A 24,933-nucleotide genomic window follows, 5' to 3' on the forward strand; every position below is an offset into this window, starting at 1 on the left:
TCAGAGAGGCGATCCGTCGGTGGTCGCCATGGCACCGGCGACACCACCGTCTGCGCAGCGGGCGACGGCGACGACGAGGGGACCGTACGGTGCCCGCCACTCACTGTGCAGGGTGTCGTACGAACCCGGCGGAATCGACACTGTCCCGGTGACGGCGCTGCCCGTCGTGTGGAGCGGCACCCTCTTTCCGTCGACGAAAGCCTGTACGTCGTCGATGGAACCGCCGTCGATCCGGACGGCGAAGGTGAGTTCGTCGCCCGCGGAGCCCGGCCGAATCTGCACGTCGGTCACTGCGATGGAGGCATCCGAGTCACCGGCACCGACGATGCCGTCGAACACGTGCTCGTCGGTCAGTGCCGGGGTGCGTGCGGGAGCCACTCGTCGTGCCCCGAGGGCGTCGACGGAACGGGCGAGACGCAGCAGGGTCGAATCGGAGTAGGCAGCACCGGCCAGGGTCAAGCCGACCGGCATCGATGTGTCGCTCATCGACCCCATGGGAACGGTGACGGTGGGTATGCCGAGGTGGCGGGGCACGAGATTGCCGTTGGCCACCCAGACTCCGTTGCGCCAGGCGATGTCGGCGGACGCGACGTCGACATCGGCGTCGGCGGGGCCGACATCGGCAACGGCCGGAAAGACGACTGCGTCGAAGCGGTTGTCCTGCAACCACTTCTCGAAGTCGACGCGGCGGACCTCTTCCAATCCGCGCATGCCGGCCTCCACAGACGGAATGCGATCGAACGGCGTCACCCCTGCTTTCGCCATGGGAACGTAGTCCGCCAGATCGTAGGCCGTGTCGAACGGCAGAATGCCGTAGCGATCGGGTAGCGCGCCCGTGGGATGCGGGAAGATGCGCGCCCCGTCGGTCTCGGCCAGGCCGCGCAGGCCCGGCTGACCGTTCGCGGCCAGGAAGCTGTCGAACGCCCACACCGAGAGTTCTTCCAGCTCGCGTTCGAGGAACTCGGCGGGAACGAGACCGCGGTCGACCATGGTCTGCGAGTTCGGGTGCAGGCCTTCGTAGTTCTCCACGACGGGGAAGTCGGTGTCGATCACTTCTGCTCCTGCAGCCACCAGATCGTCACGCATGGTCTGCCACAGGGTCATCACCGAATCGCGGGTGTGGATCGGATATGCGCTGTCGGGATCGCCGTTGACGTACAGGCGAGGTACGGCGAGCCGGAGCCCCTGCAACGGCAGTGGCGGCAGATCGGTGAAGGACGTGGGCCGAACATCCGAGGCCGGGGGGATCGACACCCACTCCTGCATGCGCCACAGGTCGCCCTCGGTGACCGCGTCGTCGGCCACGACCACGTCCAGTAGGTGCAGTAGGTCGTCGACCGTACGGGCGTGCGGCACAACGACATCCATCGTGGGCACCAACGGCCAGTTGCCCCGCACCGAGATCACCCCGCGAGAGGGCGTGTAGGCGACGAGCGCATTGTTCGACGCGGGTGCGCGGCCCGAGGACCAGGTTTCCTCGGCGAGCCCGAAGGCAGCGAAACTCGCAGCTGTCGCCGTACCCGAGCCGTTGGAGGATCCCGAGCCGAACGCCGAGGTGAGAAACTCTGCGGAGTAGGGACTTTCGGCGCGTCCGTAGAGTCCGCGCTGCATTCCACCCGCTGCCATCGGCGGCATGTTGGTCAGGCCCAGGCAGATCGCGCCTGCCGCTCGCAGCTGGGCCACGGCGAAGGCGTCGTCGGTCGCGACGAGGGTCTCGAATGCGGGCGAGCCGGCCGTCACCGGAAGACCGCGCACCTTGTAGCTGGACTTGGCGGTGTAGGGAATTCCGTCCATCGGGCCGAGGGTCTGCCCAGCGCTCCGGCGCCGGTCGGCTGCGCGGGCTTCCTCGAACGCGTCGGGGTTCAGTACCGGGACGGCGTTGAGACTGATGCCGGTGCGGTCGTAGTGCCCGATTCGATTGAGGTAACGCGCTACCAGTTCGACGCTCGTCACAGTGCCCTCGGCGAGCGCGGCGGAAACGCCGGCGACATCGGCCTCGACCACGGTGAAGGAAGAAGAAGTCATGACAGAACTAAAACACACACTGTCGGTTTTGGGAACGGGTGAATCGAAAAAAATCCCGACATGCAAGGCTGTCCGTACTCGACGACCGCCCGAGAGGAGGCGACCATGGCACGACCACCTCGCGCCATTCTCAGCCGTGACCTGATCGCCCGCACCGCATTGGCCCTGGTCGATCGGCACGGAGCCGACGGTGCGAGCATGCGGGGCGTGGCGCTGAAATTGGGCGTGAACCCCACTTCCCTTTACAACCACGTCGCCGACCGCGCGGCGATGATCGAAGACGTCCGAGCTCTGGTCTCGGCCCGAATCGACTCGGCACCGCTACGCGAATTGCCGTGGGAGGAGGGCCTCGTCGAATGGGCAAGGTCCTATCGATTGGCGTTCGCGGAGCATCACCGCGCCGTTCCCCTCCTCATGACCACACGCGCATCGACCCCGGTGCTGTTGGCGGAGTACGAGGATTTCTCTGTTGCCGCAGAGGCGGTGGGCTGGGAGAGCAGGGACGTGTTGCCTCTGCTGACCGCGTTCGAATCGTTCATCCTCGGCAGTGTCCTCGACATGTCCGGCCCGAGTGTCGTATTCGATCCTGCCGGCCAGGAGGAGGCTTTCCCGCGGTTGGCCGCGGCCTACGAGACCGTCCAGCACGAGGATGCCGACGATCCCATTGCCACCCGCGCCTTCGAGATGGGTCTGGCGATGCTCGTCGCATCGGCGCGCCCACGGCGGTGAGATCGAGACCCGTGTTCGACGCGCTCAGCGTTGTCGCGCTGCGCTGTGACGGGACAGCAGTAGTGCCGTGTGCTCGGCGTCGACGGGCCGACCCAGAAGGAATCCTTGCACCAGATGGCATCCGGCTGCGGTGAGGGCGTCGAGTTGCGCCTGCGTCTCGACGCCTTCGCCCACGACGGTCACGCCGTAGGCTTTCGCCAGTGACACGATGGCGGTCAACACTTCTCGTCCTCGCTCGGTGTCGAGAGCGTCGATGTACGTTCGGTCGATCTTGAAGCTGCCGATCACCGGGAAGCGTTCGAGGTAGGCCAGGCTGCTGTAGCCCTTCCCGACATCGTCGAGTGACAACGCAACTCCCATCTCGTGGAGTCTCGCCAAGTTCGATGCAACGGTGCCGGTGTCGGCGAGCCATTCCGTCTCGGTGAGTTCGAGAACGACGCCGTCAGCGTGCGCACCGGTGGTGAGCAGGGCGGCAGCCACTCGATCGGGAAAGGCCGGGTCGCGCAGTTGCAGCGCGCTGATGTTGACGCGCATGCCGACGCAGCCCAGCCCGCGCCAGTCGACGAGTTGTCGACAGGCGGTGGTGAGGGCCCAATCGTCGAGAAGCGTTGCCACACCCGTGCGTTCGGCCACGGCAACGAATTCGGACGGTTCGATGGGACCGAGATTCGGGTGCTGCCAACGCGCCAGAGCTTCGACGGAAACGATGTGTCCGGTCTCGACGTCGATCACGGGTTGGTAGTCCAGTGTCAGGTCGCCGGAGGCCACGGCGCGGCGCAGGTCCACCGACATGGAGCGCACACGGTCGGCGTCGTAGAGGTCGCTCGAGTCGAAGACGGCGTGCCCGGCCCTGGTGTCCTTGGCGCGGTACATCGCCAGGTCGGCCGATCGAAGGAGCTCGCGTCGGGTCGAGCCCGCAGTGGACACCGCAACTCCGATGCTGGCGCTCACCGGAATCGGGCCGTCGCCCTCGTCTTCCGCGGTAGGGGCCGCGAGAGCGGAACGGATGCACTCGGCGACGCGTTCGGCATGTGCGACGTCGTCGATGTGATTGCAGATCATCAGGAATTCGTCGCCGCCGAGCCTGGCCACGGTATCGCCAGGTCTCGCGGTCGCGGCCAGGCGGCGTGAGAAGTGCACGAGTGCGCGGTCTCCGACGTCGTGGCCGAGGCTGTCGTTGATGATCTTGAAATCGTCGACGTCGAGCAACAGCAGGGCCACTCGGCCGCCGGTGTCCGCGACCTGTGCGAGCGCAGTGTCGATCGCGTCGTACGCCACCGCGCGATTCGGCAGTTCGGTCAAGGGATCGTGCGCGCTGCGCCAGCGCAGCTCGCGGTCGAGTTCCACTCGTTCGAGTGCAGCGGAGAGCACTCCGGCGACTGCGGAGACGAATGCGATGTCTCCGTCGCCGAAAACATGTGGTTCTCGGCCGAAGAGGATCAGTACGCCCCACAGCCCGGCACCGATGGTGATCGGAACGGCGGCACCGCTGCGAAAGCCCAGGGCAGCCATGGCCGAGGTGTCGAATCGTGTTTCGGATTCGACGTCGGAACACACGGTGATCGCCCTTCGCGCCAGGGCGTAACCGGTCAACGACCCGTCGCCGGTGGAAAGCACGAAATCGTGTGGGAGCGCGCGGGTGATCGCGTCGATGGACAGAAGCGGGTCGGTCGAGTCCTCCGAACGTCGGGCCAGGGCCGCAGACTCGACGCCCACCAACTTGGCCGCCGTGCTCGTGGCCGCAGCCAGCACAGTATCGAAGTCCGCCGTGACGGCAAGTGCGCTCAATTCGGCCAGTGCCCGTTGCTCGACTGCGATTCTCTCCGCCGATACAGCCGCGGCCAGCAGGTCCAGATCACGCTGGTGTCCACGGGTGCGGTCGCGGACGATGGTGGCGATCAGGTCGGGTTCTCGCCCGTAACGTCGGACGACGAACGTGGACAGGGCAACGGGAATGCCCGCGCCGGAGACGAAGTGGCGTAATTCGGTACGGCCCTGCCAGTGACCGGTCGTCTGCAATGCATGTTCGACGTCACCGGAGACTTCGAGCCCGCGGGCGGTGAAGAAATCTGCTGTGGACAGGCCTGACGACGGTAGTTCTTCCAGGCCGACCAGGCGGAGGCCGACCGGATTCACGTCGATCACGCTGCCGGAGAACGCGGACAGGGCCACCATGTCGGGGGATTCGTCGAACAGGGCGCGGAGAACGAGCGGATCGAAGCCGGGATCGTTCATCGATGTCCGTTTCGCACTCGTCGCAGCGACGAGTCGGTGGGCGACGCCACCGACCGATCGCAGAAGTCAGCGGAGTTGCTGTTCCCTGCACACAGCATGGCGGTGCACGCCCGAGATGACAAACACGCCGTTTGTCATCACGCATGTACTACGTCCGGGTCCGCACTGGCGATGTGCGGACCCGGACGCGAACGCGAATCGGGCGGTCTTCTCGAGGTGAGGAGAGCCGGCCTCTATTTCGCCAGAGCCTCGGCGATGGTGACGACGCGCGTGGCCATGTGGGTCAGCGCTGCGGTGGTCGCGTCGTCCAGTTCGTTCTTGTTCTCGGGTCCGGTGACGTGGCTGACGCCGTAGGGGTTGCCGTCGGCGAACTTCAGTCCGTCGGTGTATCCGGGCGGAACCAGGACGCCGCCGAAGTGCATCAGTGAGGTGTAGAGACCGATGAGCGTGGTCTCCTGGCCGCCGTGCGCGGTCTGGCTCGAGGTGAAGGCGGCGTATGCCTTGTTCGCAAGTTCACCCTTGGCCCAGTAGCCGCCGAGCGAGTCCATGAAGTTCTGGAACGGTGCTGCAGTGCTACCGAAACGCGTCGGAGATCCGAGGATGACGCCATCGGCCCAGACGATGTCGTCGCCGCTGGCAGCGGGAAGATCCTTGGTTGCCTCGTAGTTGGCGGACCAGGCGGGGTTCTCGGCGAAGGTGCTGGGGTCGCGCGTCTCCGCGATGTGCCGCACGCGTACTTCGGCTCCAGCCGCCGTCGCTGCGTCGGCGAGCTTGTTCGCCATCGTGGATCCGTGGCCGGTTGCGGAGTAGTAGATGATTGCGATCTTCGTCATCGATGAGACCTTTCGTCGGGTGGACATCCGAAGTAGTTGCGATGTCAACTGTATTCGATGGTACCCACTATGATTGTTGTGTCAACTACTCGCGGTTGTTGGTTGTCCGATCCGTGGGCAGCGTCGATAGTGGTGCCATGACCGTGCGCAATGCCGAGGTACCCGACGACGTCTTCGCGGACGTGAAGAAGCAGGTCTCCCAGTTCGTCCGATCGCGGGTGGTTCCGCGTGAACTCGAGATCATGAACGCCGATTCGATTCCCGACGATCTCCGGAGACAGTCCGCCGAGATGGGGTTGTTCGGATACGCGATTCCGCAAGAGTTCGGTGGTCTCGGCCTGAACTTGATTCAGGATGTCGAGATTGCCATGGAGCTCGGCTACACCACACTGTCGTTGCGGTCGATGTTCGGCACCAACAACGGAATCGCGGGCCAGGTGCTCGTCGGGTTCGGCACCGACGAGCAGAAGGCAACGTGGTTGCCCGGCATGGCGGCCGGCGACGTCGTCGCGTCGTTCGCGTTGACCGAGGACGGTGCCGGCTCGAACCCGGCAGGGCTGAGAACGACGGCAGTAGTGGACGGTACTGGCTGGATCATCAGCGGAAGCAAGCGCTACATCACCAATGCGCCCATCGCGGACCTGTTCGTCGTGTTCGCGCGAGTGGACCCGAAGCCGAACAGCGGCAACGGGATCGCGGTGTTTCTGGTCCCCGCCGACGCTGCGGGTGTCGAGGTCGGTGACAAGGACGCGAAGATGGGTCAGCAGGGAGCAGGAACCGCGGATGTGACGTTCACCGACGTCGAGGTCGACGCCGACGCTCTGGTGGGCGGCAACGGTGACATCGGATACCGGGCGGCGATGACGTCGTTGGCGCGTGGCCGCGTCCACATCGCAGCGCTCGCCGTCGGTCAAGCGCAGCGTGCCCTGGACGAATCCGTCTCCTACGCTGCGTCTTCCACGCAGGGTGGCGAGCCCATCGGCAATCATCAACTCGTCCAGGCGATGATCGCCGACCAGCAGACGGGAGTCATGGCAGGCCGGGCCATGGTGCGTGAGGCTGCCCGAGCCTGGGTGGAAAACACCGATCGACGGATCGCGCCGTCGGCGGTGAAGCTGTTCTGCACCGAGATGGTCGGCACAGTTGCCGACCTCGCGGTCCAGATCCACGGCGGCGCAGGATATATGCGCGGCGTTCCCGTCGAGCGAATCTATCGAGATGTCCGTCTTCTCCGCCTGTACGAGGGCACGAGCGAAATTCAGCGGCTGATCGTCGGCGGCGGTTTGATCCGTGCCGAGCAGAAGCGGAATCGCTGACCACCCTCGTCCCGCGTGGCGGTGGCAGGTCAGGTGAGCGCGCGCTGCGCGGCGACCCGGTCTGCGACCGTGCTGCCGATAGCGGAGATCTCGGTAGCGAGTTCCGCGCGACTCCTGGTGTCCGACCCGTATACGAAGTTCGTGGATCCCACTGTGGCACCGCAGTATTCGATGATGCCGCGCTCGATCTGCGTTCGAATGGCCTGATGGACGCCATGGCGCTCGAAGCTGTCTGCATCGTCTCCCGCGACGACGACCAGATGGATTGTGAGTCGGTCCAGCTTCTTCACGAATACTCTGTCCCCGTATTCATAGGCCCAGCCCTCGACGAACACGCGGTCGATCCAGCCTTTCAATAGTGCGGGCATCGACCACCAGTACATCGGGAAGACGAGAATCAGGTGTTCGGCGCGGTCGATCCGTGTCTGCTCCTCGGCTACATCGGACGGTGTGCTTCCGTTTCCGCGAAACAGGCTCAGATCTGCAGCCGAAAATCGTGGATCGAAGCTCTCTGCGGCGAGATCTGCGGTCTCCACGGTGGTGCCGGTGGATCGGATGGCCTCGACTACGGAGTGAGCGACCTGATGGGTCAGAGAGTGCGGGTCGGGATGGGAGACTACGACGAGCGTGTTCATGGCTGTTCCTTCGGCTGGGGAAGATCGGCTATGTACGAACAGTAGGTTACTATTAGTACATAAGCAAGGAGGTGGCGGAATGGCACGGACGAGGCTGTCGCGCTCCGATCGAAACGCACAGTTGATCGAGGTGTCCTGGGCTCTCGTACGCGCCGAGGGGGCCGACGCGTTGACTCTCGGACGGCTCGCAGAGCATGCCGGTGTCGCGAAACCGGTGGTGTACAGCCACTTCGCCTCCCGCGCCGAACTTCTTGCCGCTCTGTTCACCGAATTCGATGCCAGGCAGGAGGCGATGCTGGAGGAATCTCTCGACTCGGCACCCATGACGGTCCGCGGTCGGGCGAAGGCCATTGCCGACTCCTACGTGGGGTGCACATTGGCCCAGGGGAGGGAATTGACGGGTGTGCTTGCCGCACTCGAAGGTTCGCCCGAACTCGAACAGGTCAAGCGCACCGCCGAGCGCGCCTACTTCGAGCGGTGTCGGGAGATTCTGCGTCCGTTCACCGATGCCGACGGCATGTCCACGCCATCTCTGACCGCCGTCTTCGGTGCCGCAGACGCGTTGTCCCACGGTGCCGTATCCGGGTCACTCACACCGGCCGAAGCGATCGGGGAGTTGACCGATCTGATCGTCGCCGCGGTCGCCAGGTCCTGAACTCGGCCCGCCGGATCTGTCAGACGGTGGCGGCCGCCGATTCGGGCGCACGACGGTGGAAAGCCGTCTCGGCTTCGAATGCATGTGCCACCCGAAGCAGCAGGTGATCGGCGCGATCGGCGGTGACGATCTGCAATCCAACCGGAAGGCCGGAGGAGCTGAAGCCGCCGGGCATCGACAGTGACGGTAGGCCTGTCGCCGAGATCAGCGAAGCGGCCCGCATCCAGTCGAGGTAATTGTTCATCGGGGTGCCGTCGACGACGGCGGGGTACTCCTCGTCCGCGGGGAACGGAAGTACCTGAACGGCAGGCGCGATCAATACGTCGTATCGCGAGAAGAACTGCCGCACTGCAGTATCGAGATTCTTGCGAGCGGTGTTGGCGGAGATCATGTCTCGTGTCGTGAGCGCCATTCCCTTGTCGACGTTCCACTGCACGGCGCTCTTCATGCGGTGCCGGTGTTCGTCCAACAGGTGCCCGTAGGCGGTGGCGAAGTCGAAGGCACGCGTCGTCTGGAACACCTCGTCCGCGTCGGACAGGTCCGGGCAATCGACGTCCACACTGGCACCGAGTTGCTCGAACACGTGCAGTCGGCGGCTCAGGACGTCGATCACCTCACGGTCGACGGGTACGCCGAGACCGAAATCCGTTGTCCACGCGACTTTCAGCCCACGCAGCGAGCCGGCTTCCTCCGAGCGGTACGAGTCGTCCAGCGGGAGACCACGAGGACTGGACGAATCCGGACCGGCGAGTGCGCGCATCAGAAAGCGCACGTCCTCGATGTCGTGCGCGAGCACGCCCTGCCGAGCGATCCAGGCCCACGGGTTCTTGGCGGGCAGCATCGGAATTCGGCCCAACGACGGCCGGTATCCGACGAGGTTGCAGAACGATCCCGGAGTGCGCAGCGACCCGCCCATGTCCGACCCGTCGCCCGCCGGTTGTATCCCGGCGGCGATGGCGGCGGCGGCACCGCCACTGCTGCCGCCGGCACTGCGAGTCGGATCGTACGGATTGGTGGTGGTACCGAACAGCGGATTGAAAGTGTGTGAACCTGCAGCGAATTCGGGAACGTTGGATTTGCCGGTGGTGTTGACACCTGCGCGCTTGAGGCGGGCGATGATGCCCGAGTCCTCGGTGGGGATGTTGTCGGCCAGAATCGGCGAGCCGAAAGTCGTGCGCAGACCGGCGGTCAGGTGATTGTCCTTGTGCGTCATCGGGACGCCGTGCAGAACGGGCAGTGCCTCGCCGGACACCGTTGCGCGGTCTGCTGCACTCGCACGTTCGGTCGCCCCATCGATGTCGAAGGTCACGATCGCGTTGACGACAGGGTTGACGTCGTCGATGCGAGCCAGATGCGACTCGAGCGCCTCGCGGGCCGAGATCTCGCGATCGCGGATGTGTGCCGCGAGCGCGCGCAGGGACAGTGACTGAATGTCGCCGGTCATGAAACTCCTCGCTTCGATCCGGATCGGCCGGAGTTGTTGTCGGAAGCCTGTTTCAAGACTGCACCACCGCGCGGAGCCCACCGGGCTATCGTCGTCCATTGAGCGTTTTCGCCGTTGGATTGGCGGTTTCGCTCAGACGGCCGAAAATTTCACACATGCAACATATCGGCAACGTGAACCGACTTGAGTGAGCAGGACATCCGAGCCCGGGGCTCGGTCGCAGTCCGACGGTATGCGAAAGAGAGTCAATCATGTCCAGTCAGATCGACGGTCCACCGGCAACTGCGGATGCGCCCGAAGCACGAATGCCCTGGGGACTGAAGACACTGTTCCGTCTTGTGTCCAGCATCGAACGCGTCGGCAACAAACTGCCGCACCCCTTCCTGCTGTTCTGGCTTCTGGCCGCAGTGCTGGCAGTGGTCAGCGCGATCCTCGCCGCACTGGGCACCGGGGTGGTGCTACCCAGCACCGGTGAGGTGTCGATGGTTCGCAGCCTGCTCAGCAGTGACGGCGTAGCCATGATCTTCGGAACGGCACTGGACAACTTCGCGGGGTTCGCGCCGCTCCCCATCATCGTGACCGTCATCCTCGGTGTGTCCGTCGCCGAGCATTCCGGTGTGCTCACCACGCTGCTGCGCGCCACCATCGTGAAGCTGCCCGCCAAGTGGGTGACGTTCTCGGTTGCCTTCGCCGGGACCATGTCTCACGTCATGTTCGACGCGGCATTCATCGTCGTCCTTCCGCTGGCGGCAATGGCGTTCAAGGCAGCGGGCCGAAGTCCTGTACTGGGCATGATGGTGGCGTTCGTCGCCATCGCCGGTGGCTACAACGCGTCACCGTTGATCACGCCCAGCGATGCCATCATGTCGTCGTTGACGACCTCCGCCGCTCAGATCGTCGATGCCGATTACAGCGTGACCCCGGTGGACAATTACTTCTTCAGTCTCGCGTCGTCCCTGGTGATTTCGATCTTCATCACCCTGGTGGTGGAGTTGGTGATGGCCAAGCACATGAATCTCGATGCCGACGAGGGCGTCGAGGACGGCGCAGAAAAGCTGGCACTCGATCTCGAGCCGATCGAGAAGAAGGGAATGCGCCGCGCCGGAGCAGCTTTGGCGGTGTACGTGGCCGTCGTCGTCGCGGCACTGCTTCCTCCCTCGTCGCCGCTGCGTGGTGAGGACGGCGGGTTCGTACAGTCGATCGTGCTGCAGAACATCGCGTTCTTCATCGCGATCGCCTTCGTCCTGGTCGGATGGGTGTACGGACGCACTACCGGCAGTCTTCGGCAGCTCCGTGAGATTCCGGAATCGATGGCCGTCGGCATCAAGACCCTTGCTCCGATCCTGGTGCTGTTCTTCGCGATTTCGCAGTTCCTCGCCTACTTCAAGTGGACCGGCATCGGCAACGTCGTTGCGGTCGAGGGCGCGGAACTGCTGAAAGCCGGGGGATTACACCCCCTCGTGGTGTTCGCCATGATGCTGGTGCTGATCTCGGTGATGAACCTGCTCGTCACCAGTGGTTCGGCCATGTGGTCGATGCTGGCCCCGGTTCTCGTGCCGATGCTCATGTACATCGACGTCAACCCCGAAACCACCCAGGCCGTCTACCGAATCGCCGATTCCTGCACCAACGCGATGACCCCGATGTCGGCCTACTTCGTGCTCACCCTCGGACTCATCCAGCGCTACAAGAAGAATGCAGGCATCGGTACCCTCGCCTCGTTCACCATCCCTGTCGCGCTGGGCATGCTGATCGTGTGGGCGGCGTTGTTCGCAGTCTGGTACATGCTCGGCATCCCCCTCGGCCCCGGCGCACCGATCCGTTGACCGCAGTGACTGCCGCGTCGTACCGGATCAATACAGGTACGACGCGGAGTCCGCGGCCAGCAGACGGTTGCCGCTGCGTTTGGTGGCCCGCAGAATCGACACCACCGAGATCGCGTCGGCCAGGGCGGCCCAGTCCGACGCAGTTGTCATGCGATGCAACGCCATTCGGTCCGGGCACGCGAGGTTGACGAGCAGACTGTCCGAGCCCGCGAGGGCCACCGCGTATCGAACCTCCGAATGTGCGAGCAATAGCTCGACCAGTGCTTCGTGGTGTCGAGGCGGAACCTTGACCCAGGCAAGGGCTTCCGCCGAATACCCCAGCAGCGCCGGCTCGACGACCACCCGCAGTCGGGATTTGTTGGTCTGCTCCAGCGTGTCCATGTGGCGTCGGACAGTGTTCTCGGTAGCGCCGACGACGCGCGCGATGTCCGAGGTGGGCGTCCGGGCATCCTCGGCCAGGACGCGCAGAATGCTGCGGTGCAGGGTCGAGATCTCCGGTCCCACACGGCCGTCCGGTTGGTAGCCCTCGTGTACGGGAGGAGTCAGGGCCGCGATCTGGTGCGAATTGAGAATCGCCGGCCGCCACTCGCGGACCGAGCGATAGACCCGCGTGATGGGATCGACCCTGATGCGCCTGATCCCGGTGATGCCGGGTAAGTCGTCGAGCATCAGATCCGCCAGATGGGCATCGTCGACCAGGACTTCGGCGACGCATTCCTCGTGCCCCGACGTGGCGTACACGAACATTGTGTCGTCGCGGCGCGCCAACCCGACTGCCACCGCACGTGCCATACCGACGTGACATCGAGCTCGCAGAACGACCGCGCCCGTCGCGCCGATGACGCCGACCACGCGCACGTCCCCGGAATCGAGTAGTTCCTTGCCGCGTCGGGTGACGGTGCGCTCGGGTTCACCGAGCGCCTCGGCGATGCTGACCCAAGACGCCCGGGGATTGACCTGCAGCGCCGCCGTGATTCGGCAACTCAGCGAGTCCAACTCGTCGGAGCGCTGCCTCATGCGTACACCTTCGCTCGTCGTGCCGACTCGGGTCGGCCGGTGCAGAAACAGGTTCGGTGCCCGAGGATCACCTGTCGATCCTCGGGCACCGGTACCGCGAAGTCCAGCTCAGAAGATTCCGCTGTACGCGTTGAGGGCGGGCTGACCACCCAGGTGCGCGTAGAGAACGGTGGAGTCCTTGCCGATATCGCCCTGCTGAACCAGATCGATCAGTCCGGCCATGGACTTGCCCTCGTACACCGGGTCGATGATCACGCCTTCGAGACGGCCGGTGAGCTTGATTGCCTCGATCGTGGAGTCGACGGGTATTCCGTAGTAGTCGCCGGCCCAGCCTTCGAGGACGGTGATCTCGTCGTCGCGAAGATCGCGACCCAGTTCGATGAGTTCTGCTGTGTTACGGGCGATTCGGGCCACCTGGTCGCGGGTCTGAGCGATCTTGGCGGACGCATCGATGCCGATCACTCGACGTGGCCGTTCTTGCCCGGCGAACCCGGCGATCATGCCGGCATGCGTCGACCCGGTCACGCTGCACACGACGATCGTGTCGAAGAAGACGCCGAGCTCCTCTTCCTGCTTCTGTACTTCGTACGCCCAGTTGGCGAAGCCCAGTCCGCCGAGCTTGTGGTCGGAGCCGCCTGCGGGAATGGCGTAGGGTTTGCCGCCCGCTCGCTCGACGTCCTCGATGGCCTTCTGCCAGCTGTCCTTGAATTCGATTCCGAAGCCCGACGGATCGAGGCGGACATCTGCACCCATGATGCGGGAGAGCAGGATATTGCCCACCTTGTCGTTGACCGAATCCGGCCAATCGACCCACTTCTCCTGCACCAGAACGGCTTTGAGTCCGAGCTTTGCCGCGACCGCAGCCACCTGCCGCGTGTGGTTGGACTGCACGCCACCGATCGAGACCAATGTGTCGGCACCCTGCGCGAGCGCGTCGGGAACGATGTATTCGAGCTTGCGGGTCTTGTTGCCGCCGTAGGCCAATCCTGCGTTGACGTCTTCTCGCTTGGCCCAGATCTTGGCCCCGCCGAGGTGCGCGCTCAGTCGTTCCATCGGGTGAATCGGGCTCGGGCCGAAGGTGAGGGGATAACGCTCGAAGTCCGCGATCGCCACGTGGTTCTCCTTTGATCGGTGTGTCATGCAGGATGCAATATATCGCATACTGTACGTGGGACACCTCGCCAGCGAAAGCGGTGGGCTACGATATTTTGCATGCCGGTCCCCGTCGAGCTCGGAAAACACAAGCGCTCCCTGCTGCGCGACAACGCCTACGTCTCGATTCGCGACGCCATCGTCGACGGCACCTTCGCGCCCGGCGAGCGGCTGCGGGATGCCGAACTCGAACAGTGGCTCGGAGTGTCGCGTACACCTATTCGCGACGCCATGGCCAGGCTGGAACTGGCGGGCCTCGTACACACCCAGCCCGGGCGTTCGACCATCGTGTCGACCATCGAACGCAAGGCGGTGCTGGACGCGCAGGCGGTCGCGGCATCGATGCATGCACTCGCGGTCCGGACGGCTGTACCGCTGATGAACAAGCGCGACATCGCCGCGATGCGTCGCGCCAACAAGGATTTCGCCGCCGCATTCACCCGAGGCGATGTGGACCTCGCGCTGGCCGGCGACGACGCGTTCCACGCAGTCGCCGTCGAAGCGAGTCAGAATCTGGTCGTGGTCACGGTTCTCGAGCAGGTGACGCCGACCCTGCGCCGGCTCGAACGACTACGGTTCGCCTCGCTGGTGGGCCGCGATTCGATAGCCCAACACGAACGAATCATCACGCTGTGCAGTGAGGGTGACGCGGACGGCGCGGCCGCTGCCGTGCAGGAGAATTGGGAGTCGTTGTCTTTGCTCGTCGATCACGAGGACGGAATACCGGGAAACTGACACCGTCGAACGCCGGCGAAAAGCGGAGTGGCCGCGCCGCATCGGCGGCATAATCGGCCCATGGCCGACTTCAACGAGATCATCATCGACGAGTTCCGAAGCAACAATGGCCACGTGTCCACGGCCGGCTTCGGTGATTCGCTCGTCGTTCTGCACACGATCGGTGCCAAGAGCGGCGCGGCGCGGCTCAACCCGCTCATGGCGATTCCGGAGGGAGAGAGCTGGTTGGTGGTCGGCTCGGCTGCCGGGTCACCGAAAGATCCAGCGTGGGTGCACAATCTGCGAGCCCATCCGGCCATCGACATCGAGACACCCGGGGACGGAGGCATTCGCACCGTTGCCGTCGACGCCGACGAGATTCCGGAATCCGAGTGGGACCGGCAGTGGCAGAAATTTCTCGACGCATCGGACGGATTCGCGAAATACACGGAGACGGCCGAGGGCAGGCGGTTTCCGATCTTCCGTCTGACCCCGACCGCCCGATGAATCAGTTCTGCGTGTCGTCCTCGGGCGGGTGTGGGACGTTCTCTTCGTCGACGTGAGCACCGACTGCAGCCTCGTCGGGAGATTCTTCGCGCGGACCGTCGTTGCTGCCCTCGGATGGGATCTCTGCACCTGCATCGGTCGGCATGGTCATGAGCACTCCTGATCGTCGGTCGGTTGGTTGCTGCGCTCTGCATGCCCCGCTTCCGGTGGACTCAACCGTCGAGCAGTCGATTCCTCTTGACTAGCATCGTCAGGTATGGGACCCGATCGATCGATGACAGCTCGCGACCTCACACAGGCGATTGCCGAAGCGACGAGGTCATTCTTCGCACCGTCCAGTCTCGACGAGACTCTGCGCGGCGTGACGGAGAGCGCCCGATCTCTGATACCCACGGTCGATTGCGCCGACATTCTCGTGGTGGCGGGGCCGAAGAAGTACCAGTCGCACGCCGCGACCAGTGAGCTGCCGGTTCGCCTCGACGCCATGCAGGAACGCCTCGACGAGGGGCCGTGCATCGATGCCGCACGAAGCGAGCTGTTCGTGCGGTGCAACGACTTCCGCTCCGATTCCCGCTGGCCACGTTTCGGTCCGGAGGCGGTGGGAGCAGGGGTTCTCAGCAGCCTGTCCTTCCGCCTCTACACCAACGAGGACACCATCGGGGCGCTCAACCTGTTCGCACTGACCAGTGATGCGTTCAGCGACGAGGACGAGGAACTGGGTCGCGTGCTCGCAACCCACGCTGCGGTGGCGTTGTATGCAGCGAACAAGACCGAGCAGTTCAAGTCCGGCTTGGCTTCACGGGACATCATCGGCCAAGCCAAGGGCATGTTGATGGAGCGGTACGGTATCGACGCGGTACAGGCGTTCGACTTGATTTCACGGCTGTCGCAAACCCAGAACGTCCCGGTGGCCGCCTTGGCCGCAGAACTCGTCGACCTCGGTTCCGAATCGAACAAGGGCCGCTCGTCCAAATAGGCTCGCCGGCTGTTCACACCGTGTGTCGACGAGAGGGTGCAGTCGGCGGCACCGGATGGTCGTGAGGCGTCCCGGCTTGCTGGGTCGACCCGGCGTTCACTGTCGACCCGGTCTGTGCGGTTGCCTCGTAGACGCGTGAGGTGTCCTCGGCGATGCGGTCCCACGAGAAGCGAGATTGCGCACGGTCGGAGCCGGACACTCCCAGCTCGAAACGCCTGGACTCGTTGCGTACCAGCAGCGCCAGCTCTCGTGCCAAGCGACGACGGTCGCCCGGCCTGATCGAGCGGCCGGTGACCCCGTCGATCACCAACTCTCCGGCGTAGCCCACTCCGTATGCGACGACGGGAAGTCCGCACGCCATGGCTTCGAGGGTGGCGATCCCTGCCGATTCGGTCGGGGACAGGCAGACGAACACGTCGGCCGACCTCAACAGCGACGACATGTGGCGATGGCGGACCGGGCCGGTGAACACCGTGCGCCCGGCCATGCCGTGTGCTGCGGCGACCGTGCGTAGCTGCGCCACGCCGCTGGATTCGCGTGGCTCGCCGCCGACAACGACCAATTCGGTGTCGTCGAGTTTTCCGAGCAGTTCGATGATCGTCGATACCTCGGCATCCGACCCGACGGTCGCCACCCGACACGCGGCACCGCTGCGTGGTGCGGTCGGTCCGGATGGATCGAAGTCACTCAGATCCACCCCGGTCGGGACGATGGACACCTTGGCTCTGGCGACGCCCATCCGCGTCAACATGTCGGCCTCGTCGGGACATGACGCGATGATGCGGCTCGCCGATCGAGCGATCTTCTTCTCCATAGCCGCCCGGGGAACCACCGAATCGGTGCCGGCCGTCGGGGGCACGGATCGGTCGGTCGCGGCGAGACCGTGGAACGACATCACCGTGGGGACGCCCGTCGCGCCGGCGGCCAGTACGGTTGCCAGCCCCGACACCCATGAATGTGCATGTGCTACATCGGGTTTCGTTCGGAGCAAGTGATTGCGGAGCGCGGAGGCGAACGCGCTCGTGTGAGGAATCGATTCCTCTTCGGTCATCGGGACAGCAGGCCCCGCAGACAGGTTGACCACCCGGTAACCGTCGGGGGTGAGCAGCTCGTCCTCGTGATCCGGGTTCTGCTTCCTGGTGTATACGTCGACTCGGGTGCCGGCGCGGGCCAGCGACGAGGCCAGCCGATCGAGCTGGGCAGCCGATTGTTCTGCCTCGATGCCGGCCGCATCAATTATCGGACTCACGTGTTCGGAGACAAGCGCAACGTGCATATCGTTTCGATCCCTGATGGGTTCGCACGGCCCCTTTCGGGCGCATAGCCCGGCACCGGTGAAGGGTGTGGGATATGCCGACCCGATTTTGGAGTCAGCGTACTCGAGACGCGGCCAGAGCGGTCATCGCAACTGGGCGTCGAACAACACCCTATTACGTAAAGCCGCAATGCGAAACCTCACACGAGGGCGTCGCCCTTGCTGGAGCGTTCACAACGGGCCGAACCGACGTCCCTTGCGGCCGAAGCGGGGAGCGTGTTCGCTACGGCTACCGTGCACTGGATTGCGGTCGGTTCAACCGTCGACTGCCGACAATCGAAGCAGCGTAGCGGGTTTCGCCGGACGCAATTGTGTATACACTGTCTGCACGCGGTTGAGGAGAAGCCCCGTAGTCAGAAAGTAGCGACTGCGAGATGTGCCCGACCGCGCTCTTCGACACCCGATAGTCCGAGATTCGTTTTCTCGAGAACTGGTGTCAGAGGCAGCCGACAGTCTCCGGTCGCGAGCCGGTGGAGGTGGGCAATGGTGTTTCTACGGTCGGTGCACAGTGATCCGGAATCGATTCGATTGTCGTTCTGCGGGCCGGACAATCCCGAGGACGGCGCATTCGCGCTGTCCGTGGACGAACTCGTCGGCGGACCGGTCGTCATCCGCATCGTCGGGTCGATCGACAGATCGGCAATTCCGGTCATAGGCGAATGCGTGTCGGAGGCCATCGTGTGCGGGCGGTCGCTGGTCGTGGATCTGCTCGATGTCGAATTCGTCGACCCCGCAGTGGTTCCCGTCCTCTCGGCAGCTGCCTCGCGGCTCGCTGCGCACCGGTGTCGCGCGATCGTCGCCTGTACACCCGAGCTGCAGCGACAACTCGATCCGAGTGGCGCTCACCTCGGTACGGAGTGCGTCCGCAGCGTCGCGGACGCCGTTCGAACTGCGGTGAAACCGGCGCGATCCGAACAGGTTTCGAATTCCTGCACAGGCGAGACGCCTGCGCGGTCGGCGTGACCGGCAGTTCCGCACCGTGCACGATCGTCGCCGCGGTGTATCTCGCGGTGGTCGTCGGCGATCACCCGGGCGACAGCGCCCGATGAGTGCAGCGGCAGTTCCCACGGTCGGAGTGGAGGAGGAGTTCTTTCTCGCCGACATCGACATGCTGCGTCCGGTGGCGGTCGGCCCCGGTGTCGTTGCGAATGCCCGAGCTGCGGGAATCGATGCCGTCTCGGAGCTGACCGAGGTGCAGGTGGAGGCCAATTCGCCTCCGCTGCAGTGTCTTCGCGAGTTGCGGGAGAACGTGATCTCCACCCGCGCCACGCTGTCGGCGGTGGCCCTGGCGCAGGGTGCCCACTTACTGGCGGCAGGTGTCTCGCCGGTTGCGCCTGCTGATCGTGGCCGCCTGCCCATCTCGGACGGCTCCCGCTATCGGCGTCTTGCCGAGACTTACGGGGCACTGGCAGAGAGCGTTGCCACGTGTGGGGGTCACATTCATGTCGAGGTGCCGGACAAGGAGACGGCGATCGGGGTATGCAATGTCGTGCGACCCTGGCTCCCGACACTTCTGGCGTTGACGTGCAACAGCGCGATACACGACGGCGTCGACACTCGGCACTCGAGTTGGCGTTCGACGGTGTGGGGCAGGTGGCCGACGGCTGGTCCGCCCCCTCACCTGAGTTCGACGGCGGAGTACGACGACCTGGTCGGCTCGATGATCGAGACCGGGATGATTCTCGACGAAGCATCGCTCTACTGGGATGTACGGCCCAGCTCCCACCAGCTGACGGTCGAGGTGCGGGTCGGCGACGTACCTGCCGTCGCCGAGGAGGTGGTGTTGTCCGCTGCACTGGTCCGCGGTCTCGTCGTCACGGCCCTTCGGTCCATCGACCGCGGCGAGCCGGCACTCGTCGTGGCCGGCAATCACCTCGCAGCGGCATACCACCGTGCCCGCATGGATGGATTGACCGGCGTCGCAGTGGATCCGAGCACCGGGAGACCGGTGTCGGCATCGAGTCTGCTCCGATCGCTCGTCCGCTACGTGGAACCGGCGCTGACCAGCACAGGCGACCTCCGCTGCGTGCAGACTTCTCTCGAACGGTTGACGCACCTCGGGAACGGCGCGCAACGCCAACGCCGGATCTTCTCGCGCAATGCAGACGCAGCCGCCGTCGCTGCTCACGCAGCCCGTTTCACTACTGCCGAGTGGAACTCGCCGGTGGCACAGGACGCAGGTTGATCGCGGTGGTCGGCCTCGTCTGCAGGCGGCCGTGCCCGCGCCGCGACAATCGACCGATTCCAGGAAACGATCGACGATGCGACCGAAGGTGGTTATCGTGAAAGCCATGGCAAGTACTTCCGCCAGCATGCTTCGTGACGCCGGACTGAGGGTGACGCGTCCCCGAGAGTTGGTTCTCGATATCGTTGATGCACAACCGCATTCCGATACCGACACAATCTTGCGACTGGCGCGCGCCAGCCTGCCCACGGTCTCGAAGCAGGCCGTGTACGACGTGCTCGATGCGTTGACTGCATCGGGTTTGGTTCGTCGTATCCGCCTCGCGGGTCACTCGGCACGTTACGAAACCAGGGTGGCAGACAATCATCACCACATCGTCTGCCGTTCCTGTGGTTTCATCGTCGACGCCGACTGCGCCACCGGTGAGCCACCGTGTGCACGACCCGCCCGAGATCACGGTTTCGTTCTCGACGAGGCCGAGGTGACCTACTGGGGAACGTGCCCCAGTTGTGCATCCGACCGATCGATCGCAGCCCGCGATCGTCCATCCACAATGCCCATCGGAAAGGACAATTCGTGACCTCCGACGCACGCCCACCCCACTCCGCCACCGAGACCGCCAGCACCAGCGAGAGCGAGAATCCGGTCATCGAGTCGCCGAAGCCCAAGGCGCACGCACCGCTGACGAACAAGGACTGGTGGCCGGAGCAGATGGACCTGTCCATCCTGCATGCGCATACCTCCAAATCGAACCCGTTCGGCGAAAAGCTCGACTACAAAGCGGAATTCGAGAAGCTCGATGTGGACGAACTCAAAGCCGACGTCATCTCGGTGATGACCACTTCGAAAGATTGGTGGCCGGCCGACTACGGCCACTACGGCGGACTCTTCATTCGTATGAGCTGGCACGCCGCCGGCACCTACCGCACGTTCGACGGACGAGGCGGTGGGGGTCAGGGCGCGCAACGCTTTGCGCCACTGAACAGTTGGCCGGACAACGCCAACCTGGACAAGGCGCGTCGGTTGCTGTGGCCGGTCAAGCAGAAGTACGGCAACAAGATTTCGTGGGCCGATCTGCTGGTGTTCGCCGGTAACGCGGCGCTCGAGTCCATGGGGTTCGAGACGTTCGGATTCGGCTTCGGTCGGGAGGACATCTGGGAACCGGAAGAGGTCTTCTGGGGCCCCGAGGATCAGTGGCTGGGCACCGACAAGCGATACTCCGGCGAACGGGAGCTCTCCAAGCCCCTCGGTGCCACCACCATGGGCTTGATCTACGTCAATCCCGAAGGCCCCGAGGGAGAGCCGGATCCGGTGGCCGCGGCCCACGACATCCGGGAAACCTTCGCGCGGATGGCGATGAACGACGAGGAGACGGCGGCACTCATCGTCGGTGGACACAGCTTCGGTAAGACACACGGAGCCGGACCGGCCGACAAGATCGGGCCGGAACCCGAGGGTGCCCCCATCGAACAGCAGGGCCTCGGCTGGAAGAACGGTTACGGCAAGGGCAAGGCCGAGGACCAGATCACCAGCGGGCTCGAGGTGGTCTGGACGGAGACTCCGACGCAGTGGGGTAACGGCTACCTGAAGAATCTCTACGGATACGAGTGGGAGCTCACGAAGAGCCCTGCCGGCGCGTGGCAGTTCACTGCCAAGGACGGTGCCGGTGCGGGCACGATTCCCGATCCGTTCGGCGGTCCGGGCCGTGCCCCCACGATGCTCGTCACCGACATCTCCATGCGGGCAGATCCGGCGTACGAGAGGATCACTCGGAGGTGGTTGGATCACCCCGAGGAGCTCTCGCTCGCGTTCGCCAAGGCGTGGTACAAGTTGCTGCACCGCGATATGGGACCGGTGTCCCGGTACCTCGGGCCGTGGGTTCCCGAACCTCAGCTGTGGCAGGACCCGGTTCCATCGCCGCACGGTGACCTGATCGACGAGGCGGACGCATCTGCGTTGAAGTCGGCGATCCTCGACTCGGGCTTGACGATCGCTCAGCTCATCGGTGTCGCGTGGTCGTCGGTCAGCAGCTTCCGAGTCACCGATTACCGCGGCGGTGCCAACGGCGCTCGGGTTCGGCTCGAGCCACAGAAGAGTTGGGAGGCAAACGAACCCGAGGTCCTCCGCGAGGTGCTCGCAATCTTGGACGGTATACGCGAAAAGTTCGAGGGCTCGGCGGCCGGTGACAAGAAGGTCTCGCTCGCCGACGTCATCGTGCTGGCCGGCAATGCGGCCGTCGAGAAGGCCGCACGCGACGCCGGTTACGAGGTGACCGTCCCGTTCCGGCCGGGTCGCACCGACGCGACGCAGGAGCAGACCGACATCGAATCGTTCTCGGTACTCGAGCCACGAGCCGACGGGTTCCGCAACTACATGGCTGCAGGGGAGAGCACTCCCGCGCAGGTGTTGTTCCTCGATCGCGCCTACATGCTGAATCTGACTGCGCCCGAGATGACGGTTCTTCTCGGCGGTCTTCGAGCCTTGGGGGCCAACCACGGTGGTTCGAGCCATGGAGTGTTCACCGATCGCCCCGGAGTTCTGAGCAACGATTTCTTCGTCAATCTGCTCGACTCCGACACCGAGTGGACGACGAGTGAGGACGGCACCTACGTCGGCACGGATCGTGGCTCCGGCCGCCAGAAGTGGACAGCGACATCCATCGACCTGGTGTTCGGGTCCCATTCACAACTGCGAGCGCTGTCGGAGGTGTACGCCCAGGCCGACAACGGTGGCAAGTTCGTCGACGACTTCGTGGCCGCGTGGGCGAAGCTGGCAGACAACGATCGATTCGACATCCGGTAGCGCGGAGCCGATCACCGGGTGAGCCAGATGCGCCTTCTGGCAATGGCTTTGATTCGCGTCACCATGACAGGGCTGAGGCCGAACTCGCCGAACACGCTGCCGGGATCGCGGTCGAGGATCTCCAGCACGGTGCGGTAGTAGTCCTGAGTCGACATCGCGAAGGCGGACCGGATTTCGTCGTCCGGTCCGCCTCCGTGATTGACCCATCTCAGGGCGAAGTCGATCATGGCGCGGTCTGTGTCGGAGTAGAACGCTACCGGTCGCTCTGCCCCCGCAGAAGTACGTCGATTCGGCATAACACACCTCCTGGAACTGACTGTCGATCCGAAATTAGCACTGCTCGCGAACACGTGCCAAGGGTCCGGTATCTGCGATGAAGACCCGAATATCGGTCGTAAGCCCCGTGTTTGGACTGCCGTCGTGCGTGGAAGTCGATACACAGCTCGGCGTACGCGCCCGGGCCGTGCGGTCGAGCCAGGGGCCGGAGGTTCAACCCCTGCAGCCTCCGGCCCCGCGCCCACAGAACCAGTCGCTGAAACAATCCGGCGAACACCTTCGACGAATCAGGTACGGAGAGTGTGTGATGGACACCGATGCAGAACAGCGTCTACCGACCGAGGCCGACGCCTCCTCGGTATGTAGGAAGATTGCCGACCTGGCGCAGACGTACGACATCGCGATCGGCACCGCCGAATCGCTGACCGCCGGAAATCTAGCGGCCATGCTCGGCAAGGCACCGTCCTCGGGGCAGTGGTACCGCGGCGGAATCGTCGCATACCACGAGAGCGTGAAGCACACGCTGCTCGAGGTCCCCGACGGCCCGGTCGTCAGCGAACAGGCCGCGACGGCGATGGCTCGATCGACGGCGTCGCTGGTCGGCGCACATCTGACGATCGCCGTCACCGGCGAAGCCGGGCCGCAGAGCCAGGAAGACCAACCACCGGGGACGGTGTGGGCAGCGGTGTACGACCGCGGCGACGTGAGCACCGAATGCAAGCACTTCGAGGGTGAACCGGAAGAAGTTCTGGCCCGGACCATGGCGTTTTCCCTCGATACCCTGCTGCGCCACGCGCGGAAACGGGCCCACGGGTAACTGACGCCGGGCGAGTGCAGACAACTGTTCGTCAACGAGATCGGAGCGCAGTATGAGTACCGATTCCAGTGTCCGAAGCCGTATTCAGCACGAGCTGGGTGTTCGGCTGTCGATCGATCCCGACGAGGAAATCCGCCGCCGGGTCGGTTTCCTCGCCGATTATTTGAGGGTCAGTGGCACAGCGGGTTTCGTGCTCGGCATCAGCGGGGGACAGGACAGCACCCTGGCCGGAAAGCTCGCTCGGCTGGCCGTTCGCGAGGCCGCGGAACTCGGTAACCAGGCCACATTCGTCGCGGTGCGTCTGCCGTACGGAACTCAGGCGGACGAAGCCGACGCCGTCGTCGCACTCGACTTCATCGAGCCGGACCGGACGGTCACTGTCGATATCCGCGACGCCGTCGACGCCTCGGCGCGCTCGGCCGCCTCGGCGCTGGATACTCCGCGTATCGCGGACTTCGTACGGGGCAACATCAAGGCGCGCGAACGCATGATCGCGCAGTACACGATCGCCGGCCAGGAGAATCTTCTGGTGGTGGGTACCGATCACGCGGCCGAGGCGGTGACGGGCTTCTTCACCAAATACGGTGACGGAGGCGCGGACGTCACTCCGCTGAGCGGTCTCACCAAAAGCCAAGGTGCGCAGCTCTTGCGGCACCTGAACGCACCGGAATCGACGTGGCGCAAAGTGCCGACAGCAGACCTGGAGGACGACCGTCCCGCGCTCCCGGACGAACAAGCACTCGGCGTCACCTACGCACAGATCGACGCATACCTGCAGGGCGGACCCGTCGACGACGATGCGGTGGACACCATCGAGCGCTGGTTCGACAAGACCCGGCACAAGCGCGCCATGCCGGTGGGGCCGGACGATCGGTGGTGGCGCACGGCCGTCGACTGCCGGCCCTGAGGCACCGTCGACGAGACGTTATCGACGGCGGTGGATCCGGGGCAGTAGGAACCAGAACGCGACGGCCGTCGACGCCACGACAGCGGCCGCGGGGGCTGCGGCGCGCACACCGAGCACTATCTCGAACGTCAGGGCGGCAGCACCCACCAGTGTCACTCCCAACATGGCGAGACCGCTGATGGCGAGTATGTTGCCGACGCGCACTATGACCCCTATTGCACGCTGCCGGAACAGGAGTCGGTGCATGCTGACGGGAGCCACCAACAGGATCGTCGCAAGCATCGACGCCGACACCGTCGTCAGATAGACCACGTGGCCGGCCGTGGACAGCCCGTCGAAGCGGGCCTGGAACGGCAAGGTCAACAAGAACCCGGTCAGAAGTTGTACACCGGTCTGTACGACACGGAGTTCCTGTAGCAACGACGACCAATTGCGATCCAACTGCTGAGTGGGAGTTTCGTTGCGCGCTTTGTCGTTCCACGCACGGTGGTCCTCGTCCTCGTCCTCGTCCTCGTCACCCGTCGTCATCGACCAAGACTAGTGCGATCTCGACGGGTAGGCGGTGGA

24 protein-coding genes are annotated in these 24,933 nt (G+C 64.5%); 13 read left to right on the plus strand and 11 right to left on the minus strand.

Annotated elements, in window-relative coordinates; all coding sequences use genetic code 11:
• A complete protein-coding gene (locus tag K414_RS0109260; protein WP_027495691.1) occupies positions 1-2,025 on the minus strand; it encodes an amidase in 2,025 nt (674 codons plus the stop codon).
• 105 nt (positions 2,026-2,130) lie between these two features.
• Here K414_RS0109260 and K414_RS0109265 point away from each other — a divergent pair, with 105 nt between their 5' ends.
• On the plus strand, positions 2,131-2,754 hold the full coding sequence (locus K414_RS0109265) for a TetR/AcrR family transcriptional regulator C-terminal domain-containing protein (protein WP_027495692.1): 624 nt from the start codon (positions 2,131-2,133) through the stop codon (positions 2,752-2,754).
• Positions 2,755-2,778: 24 nt separating this feature from the next.
• Here the strand turns inward: K414_RS0109265 and K414_RS0109270 are convergent, their stop codons facing one another.
• Both K414_RS0109270 and wrbA read right to left on the minus strand, forming a co-directional pair.
• The gene (locus K414_RS0109270) at positions 2,779-4,989 is read right to left on the minus strand and encodes an EAL domain-containing protein (RefSeq protein ID WP_027495693.1); all 2,211 of its coding nucleotides are present in this window, start codon (positions 4,987-4,989) and stop codon (positions 2,779-2,781) included.
• 233 nt (positions 4,990-5,222) lie between these two features.
• Positions 5,223-5,822 carry an NAD(P)H:quinone oxidoreductase gene (gene wrbA, locus K414_RS0109275; protein ID WP_027495694.1) on the minus strand — a complete coding sequence of 200 codons (600 nt, stop codon included), beginning with the start codon at positions 5,820-5,822 and terminating at the stop codon, positions 5,223-5,225.
• Positions 5,823-5,959: 137 nt separating this feature from the next.
• On the opposite strand from wrbA, the gene K414_RS0109280 reads away from it, so the two are divergent.
• The gene (locus tag K414_RS0109280) at positions 5,960-7,138 is read left to right on the plus strand and encodes an acyl-CoA dehydrogenase family protein (RefSeq protein WP_027495695.1); all 1,179 of its coding nucleotides are present in this window, start codon (positions 5,960-5,962) and stop codon (positions 7,136-7,138) included.
• A gap of 29 nt (positions 7,139-7,167) precedes the next feature.
• Here K414_RS0109280 and K414_RS0109285 read toward each other — a convergent pair whose 3' ends face one another.
• Positions 7,168-7,773, minus strand: a complete 606-nt coding sequence (locus K414_RS0109285; RefSeq protein WP_027495696.1) for an NAD(P)H-dependent oxidoreductase — start codon at positions 7,771-7,773, stop codon at positions 7,168-7,170.
• A gap of 79 nt (positions 7,774-7,852) precedes the next feature.
• Between K414_RS0109285 and K414_RS0109290 the strand changes: the two genes are divergently transcribed.
• Positions 7,853-8,428: a TetR/AcrR family transcriptional regulator gene (locus K414_RS0109290; RefSeq protein WP_027495697.1), complete on the plus strand. Its 576-nt coding sequence runs from the start codon at positions 7,853-7,855 to the stop codon at positions 8,426-8,428.
• Between the two features lie 19 nt (positions 8,429-8,447).
• Here K414_RS0109290 and K414_RS0109295 read toward each other — a convergent pair whose 3' ends face one another.
• On the minus strand, positions 8,448-9,872 hold the full coding sequence (locus K414_RS0109295; protein WP_027495698.1) for an amidase family protein: 1,425 nt from the start codon (positions 9,870-9,872) through the stop codon (positions 8,448-8,450).
• Positions 9,873-10,123: 251 nt separating this feature from the next.
• Here K414_RS0109295 and K414_RS0109300 point away from each other — a divergent pair, with 251 nt between their 5' ends.
• On the plus strand, positions 10,124-11,698 hold the full coding sequence (locus K414_RS0109300; protein ID WP_027495699.1) for an AbgT family transporter: 1,575 nt from the start codon (positions 10,124-10,126) through the stop codon (positions 11,696-11,698).
• Positions 11,699-11,725: 27 nt separating this feature from the next.
• Here K414_RS0109300 and K414_RS0109305 read toward each other — a convergent pair whose 3' ends face one another.
• Together K414_RS0109305 and K414_RS0109310 are read right to left on the minus strand one after the other, a co-directional pair.
• On the minus strand, positions 11,726-12,715 hold the full coding sequence (locus tag K414_RS0109305; protein WP_037219067.1) for an Lrp/AsnC family transcriptional regulator: 990 nt from the start codon (positions 12,713-12,715) through the stop codon (positions 11,726-11,728).
• A gap of 108 nt (positions 12,716-12,823) precedes the next feature.
• Positions 12,824-13,828, minus strand: a complete 1,005-nt coding sequence (locus K414_RS0109310; protein ID WP_027495701.1) for a 1-aminocyclopropane-1-carboxylate deaminase — start codon at positions 13,826-13,828, stop codon at positions 12,824-12,826.
• A 99-nt stretch (positions 13,829-13,927) separates the two neighbouring features.
• Here K414_RS0109310 and K414_RS0109315 point away from each other — a divergent pair, with 99 nt between their 5' ends.
• Both K414_RS0109315 and K414_RS0109320 read left to right on the plus strand, forming a co-directional pair.
• Positions 13,928-14,602: a GntR family transcriptional regulator gene (locus tag K414_RS0109315; RefSeq protein WP_027495702.1), complete on the plus strand. Its 675-nt coding sequence runs from the start codon at positions 13,928-13,930 to the stop codon at positions 14,600-14,602.
• Between the two features lie 60 nt (positions 14,603-14,662).
• Positions 14,663-15,088, plus strand: a complete 426-nt coding sequence (locus K414_RS0109320) for a nitroreductase/quinone reductase family protein (RefSeq protein WP_027495703.1) — start codon at positions 14,663-14,665, stop codon at positions 15,086-15,088.
• Position 15,089: 1 nt separating this feature from the next.
• Here K414_RS0109320 and K414_RS29355 read toward each other — a convergent pair whose 3' ends face one another.
• Positions 15,090-15,239: a hypothetical protein gene (locus tag K414_RS29355; RefSeq protein WP_167328339.1), complete on the minus strand. Its 150-nt coding sequence runs from the start codon at positions 15,237-15,239 to the stop codon at positions 15,090-15,092.
• 105 nt (positions 15,240-15,344) lie between these two features.
• Here K414_RS29355 and K414_RS0109330 point away from each other — a divergent pair, with 105 nt between their 5' ends.
• Positions 15,345-16,064, plus strand: a complete 720-nt coding sequence (locus K414_RS0109330; protein ID WP_027495704.1) for a GAF and ANTAR domain-containing protein — start codon at positions 15,345-15,347, stop codon at positions 16,062-16,064.
• A 13-nt stretch (positions 16,065-16,077) separates the two neighbouring features.
• Here the strand turns inward: K414_RS0109330 and K414_RS26525 are convergent, their stop codons facing one another.
• Positions 16,078-17,313: a glycosyltransferase gene (locus tag K414_RS26525; RefSeq protein WP_161631792.1), complete on the minus strand. Its 1,236-nt coding sequence runs from the start codon at positions 17,311-17,313 to the stop codon at positions 16,078-16,080.
• 549 nt (positions 17,314-17,862) lie between these two features.
• Between K414_RS26525 and K414_RS26530 the strand changes: the two genes are divergently transcribed.
• From K414_RS26530 to katG, 4 genes are all read left to right on the plus strand, one after another.
• Positions 17,863-18,342 carry an STAS domain-containing protein gene (locus K414_RS26530; RefSeq protein ID WP_051365033.1) on the plus strand — a complete coding sequence of 160 codons (480 nt, stop codon included), beginning with the start codon at positions 17,863-17,865 and terminating at the stop codon, positions 18,340-18,342.
• Positions 18,343-18,424: 82 nt separating this feature from the next.
• Positions 18,425-19,564, plus strand: a complete 1,140-nt coding sequence (locus K414_RS26535; RefSeq protein WP_051365034.1) for a glutamate--cysteine ligase — start codon at positions 18,425-18,427, stop codon at positions 19,562-19,564.
• Positions 19,565-19,670: 106 nt separating this feature from the next.
• Positions 19,671-20,144, plus strand: coding sequence for a Fur family transcriptional regulator (locus K414_RS26540; RefSeq protein WP_051365337.1), 474 nt, complete (start codon positions 19,671-19,673; stop codon positions 20,142-20,144).
• Positions 20,141-22,366: a catalase/peroxidase HPI gene (gene katG / locus K414_RS0109360; protein WP_027495705.1), complete on the plus strand. Its 2,226-nt coding sequence runs from the start codon at positions 20,141-20,143 to the stop codon at positions 22,364-22,366. The genes K414_RS26540 and katG overlap by 4 nt, the downstream gene beginning before the upstream one ends.
• An 11-nt stretch (positions 22,367-22,377) precedes the next feature.
• On the opposite strand, the gene K414_RS0109365 is transcribed toward katG, so the two are convergent.
• Positions 22,378-22,662 carry a DUF3263 domain-containing protein gene (locus tag K414_RS0109365; protein ID WP_048317425.1) on the minus strand — a complete coding sequence of 95 codons (285 nt, stop codon included), beginning with the start codon at positions 22,660-22,662 and terminating at the stop codon, positions 22,378-22,380.
• A gap of 287 nt (positions 22,663-22,949) precedes the next feature.
• Between K414_RS0109365 and K414_RS0109370 the strand changes: the two genes are divergently transcribed.
• The gene (locus K414_RS0109370) at positions 22,950-23,459 is read left to right on the plus strand and encodes a CinA family protein (protein ID WP_027495707.1); all 510 of its coding nucleotides are present in this window, start codon (positions 22,950-22,952) and stop codon (positions 23,457-23,459) included.
• 52 nt (positions 23,460-23,511) lie between these two features.
• Entirely contained in the window at positions 23,512-24,366 is an 855-nt protein-coding gene (nadE, locus tag K414_RS0109375; RefSeq protein WP_027495708.1) for an ammonia-dependent NAD(+) synthetase, read from the plus strand.
• A gap of 18 nt (positions 24,367-24,384) precedes the next feature.
• Here the strand turns inward: nadE and K414_RS0109380 are convergent, their stop codons facing one another.
• Positions 24,385-24,894: a DUF6328 family protein gene (locus tag K414_RS0109380; protein WP_027495709.1), complete on the minus strand. Its 510-nt coding sequence runs from the start codon at positions 24,892-24,894 to the stop codon at positions 24,385-24,387.
• Positions 24,895-24,933 lie beyond the last annotated feature (39 nt).

The sequence above is a fragment of the Rhodococcus sp. JG-3 genome, from assembly GCF_000482405.1.
Taxonomy (GTDB): Bacteria; Actinomycetota; Actinomycetes; order Mycobacteriales; family Mycobacteriaceae; genus Rhodococcoides; species Rhodococcoides fascians.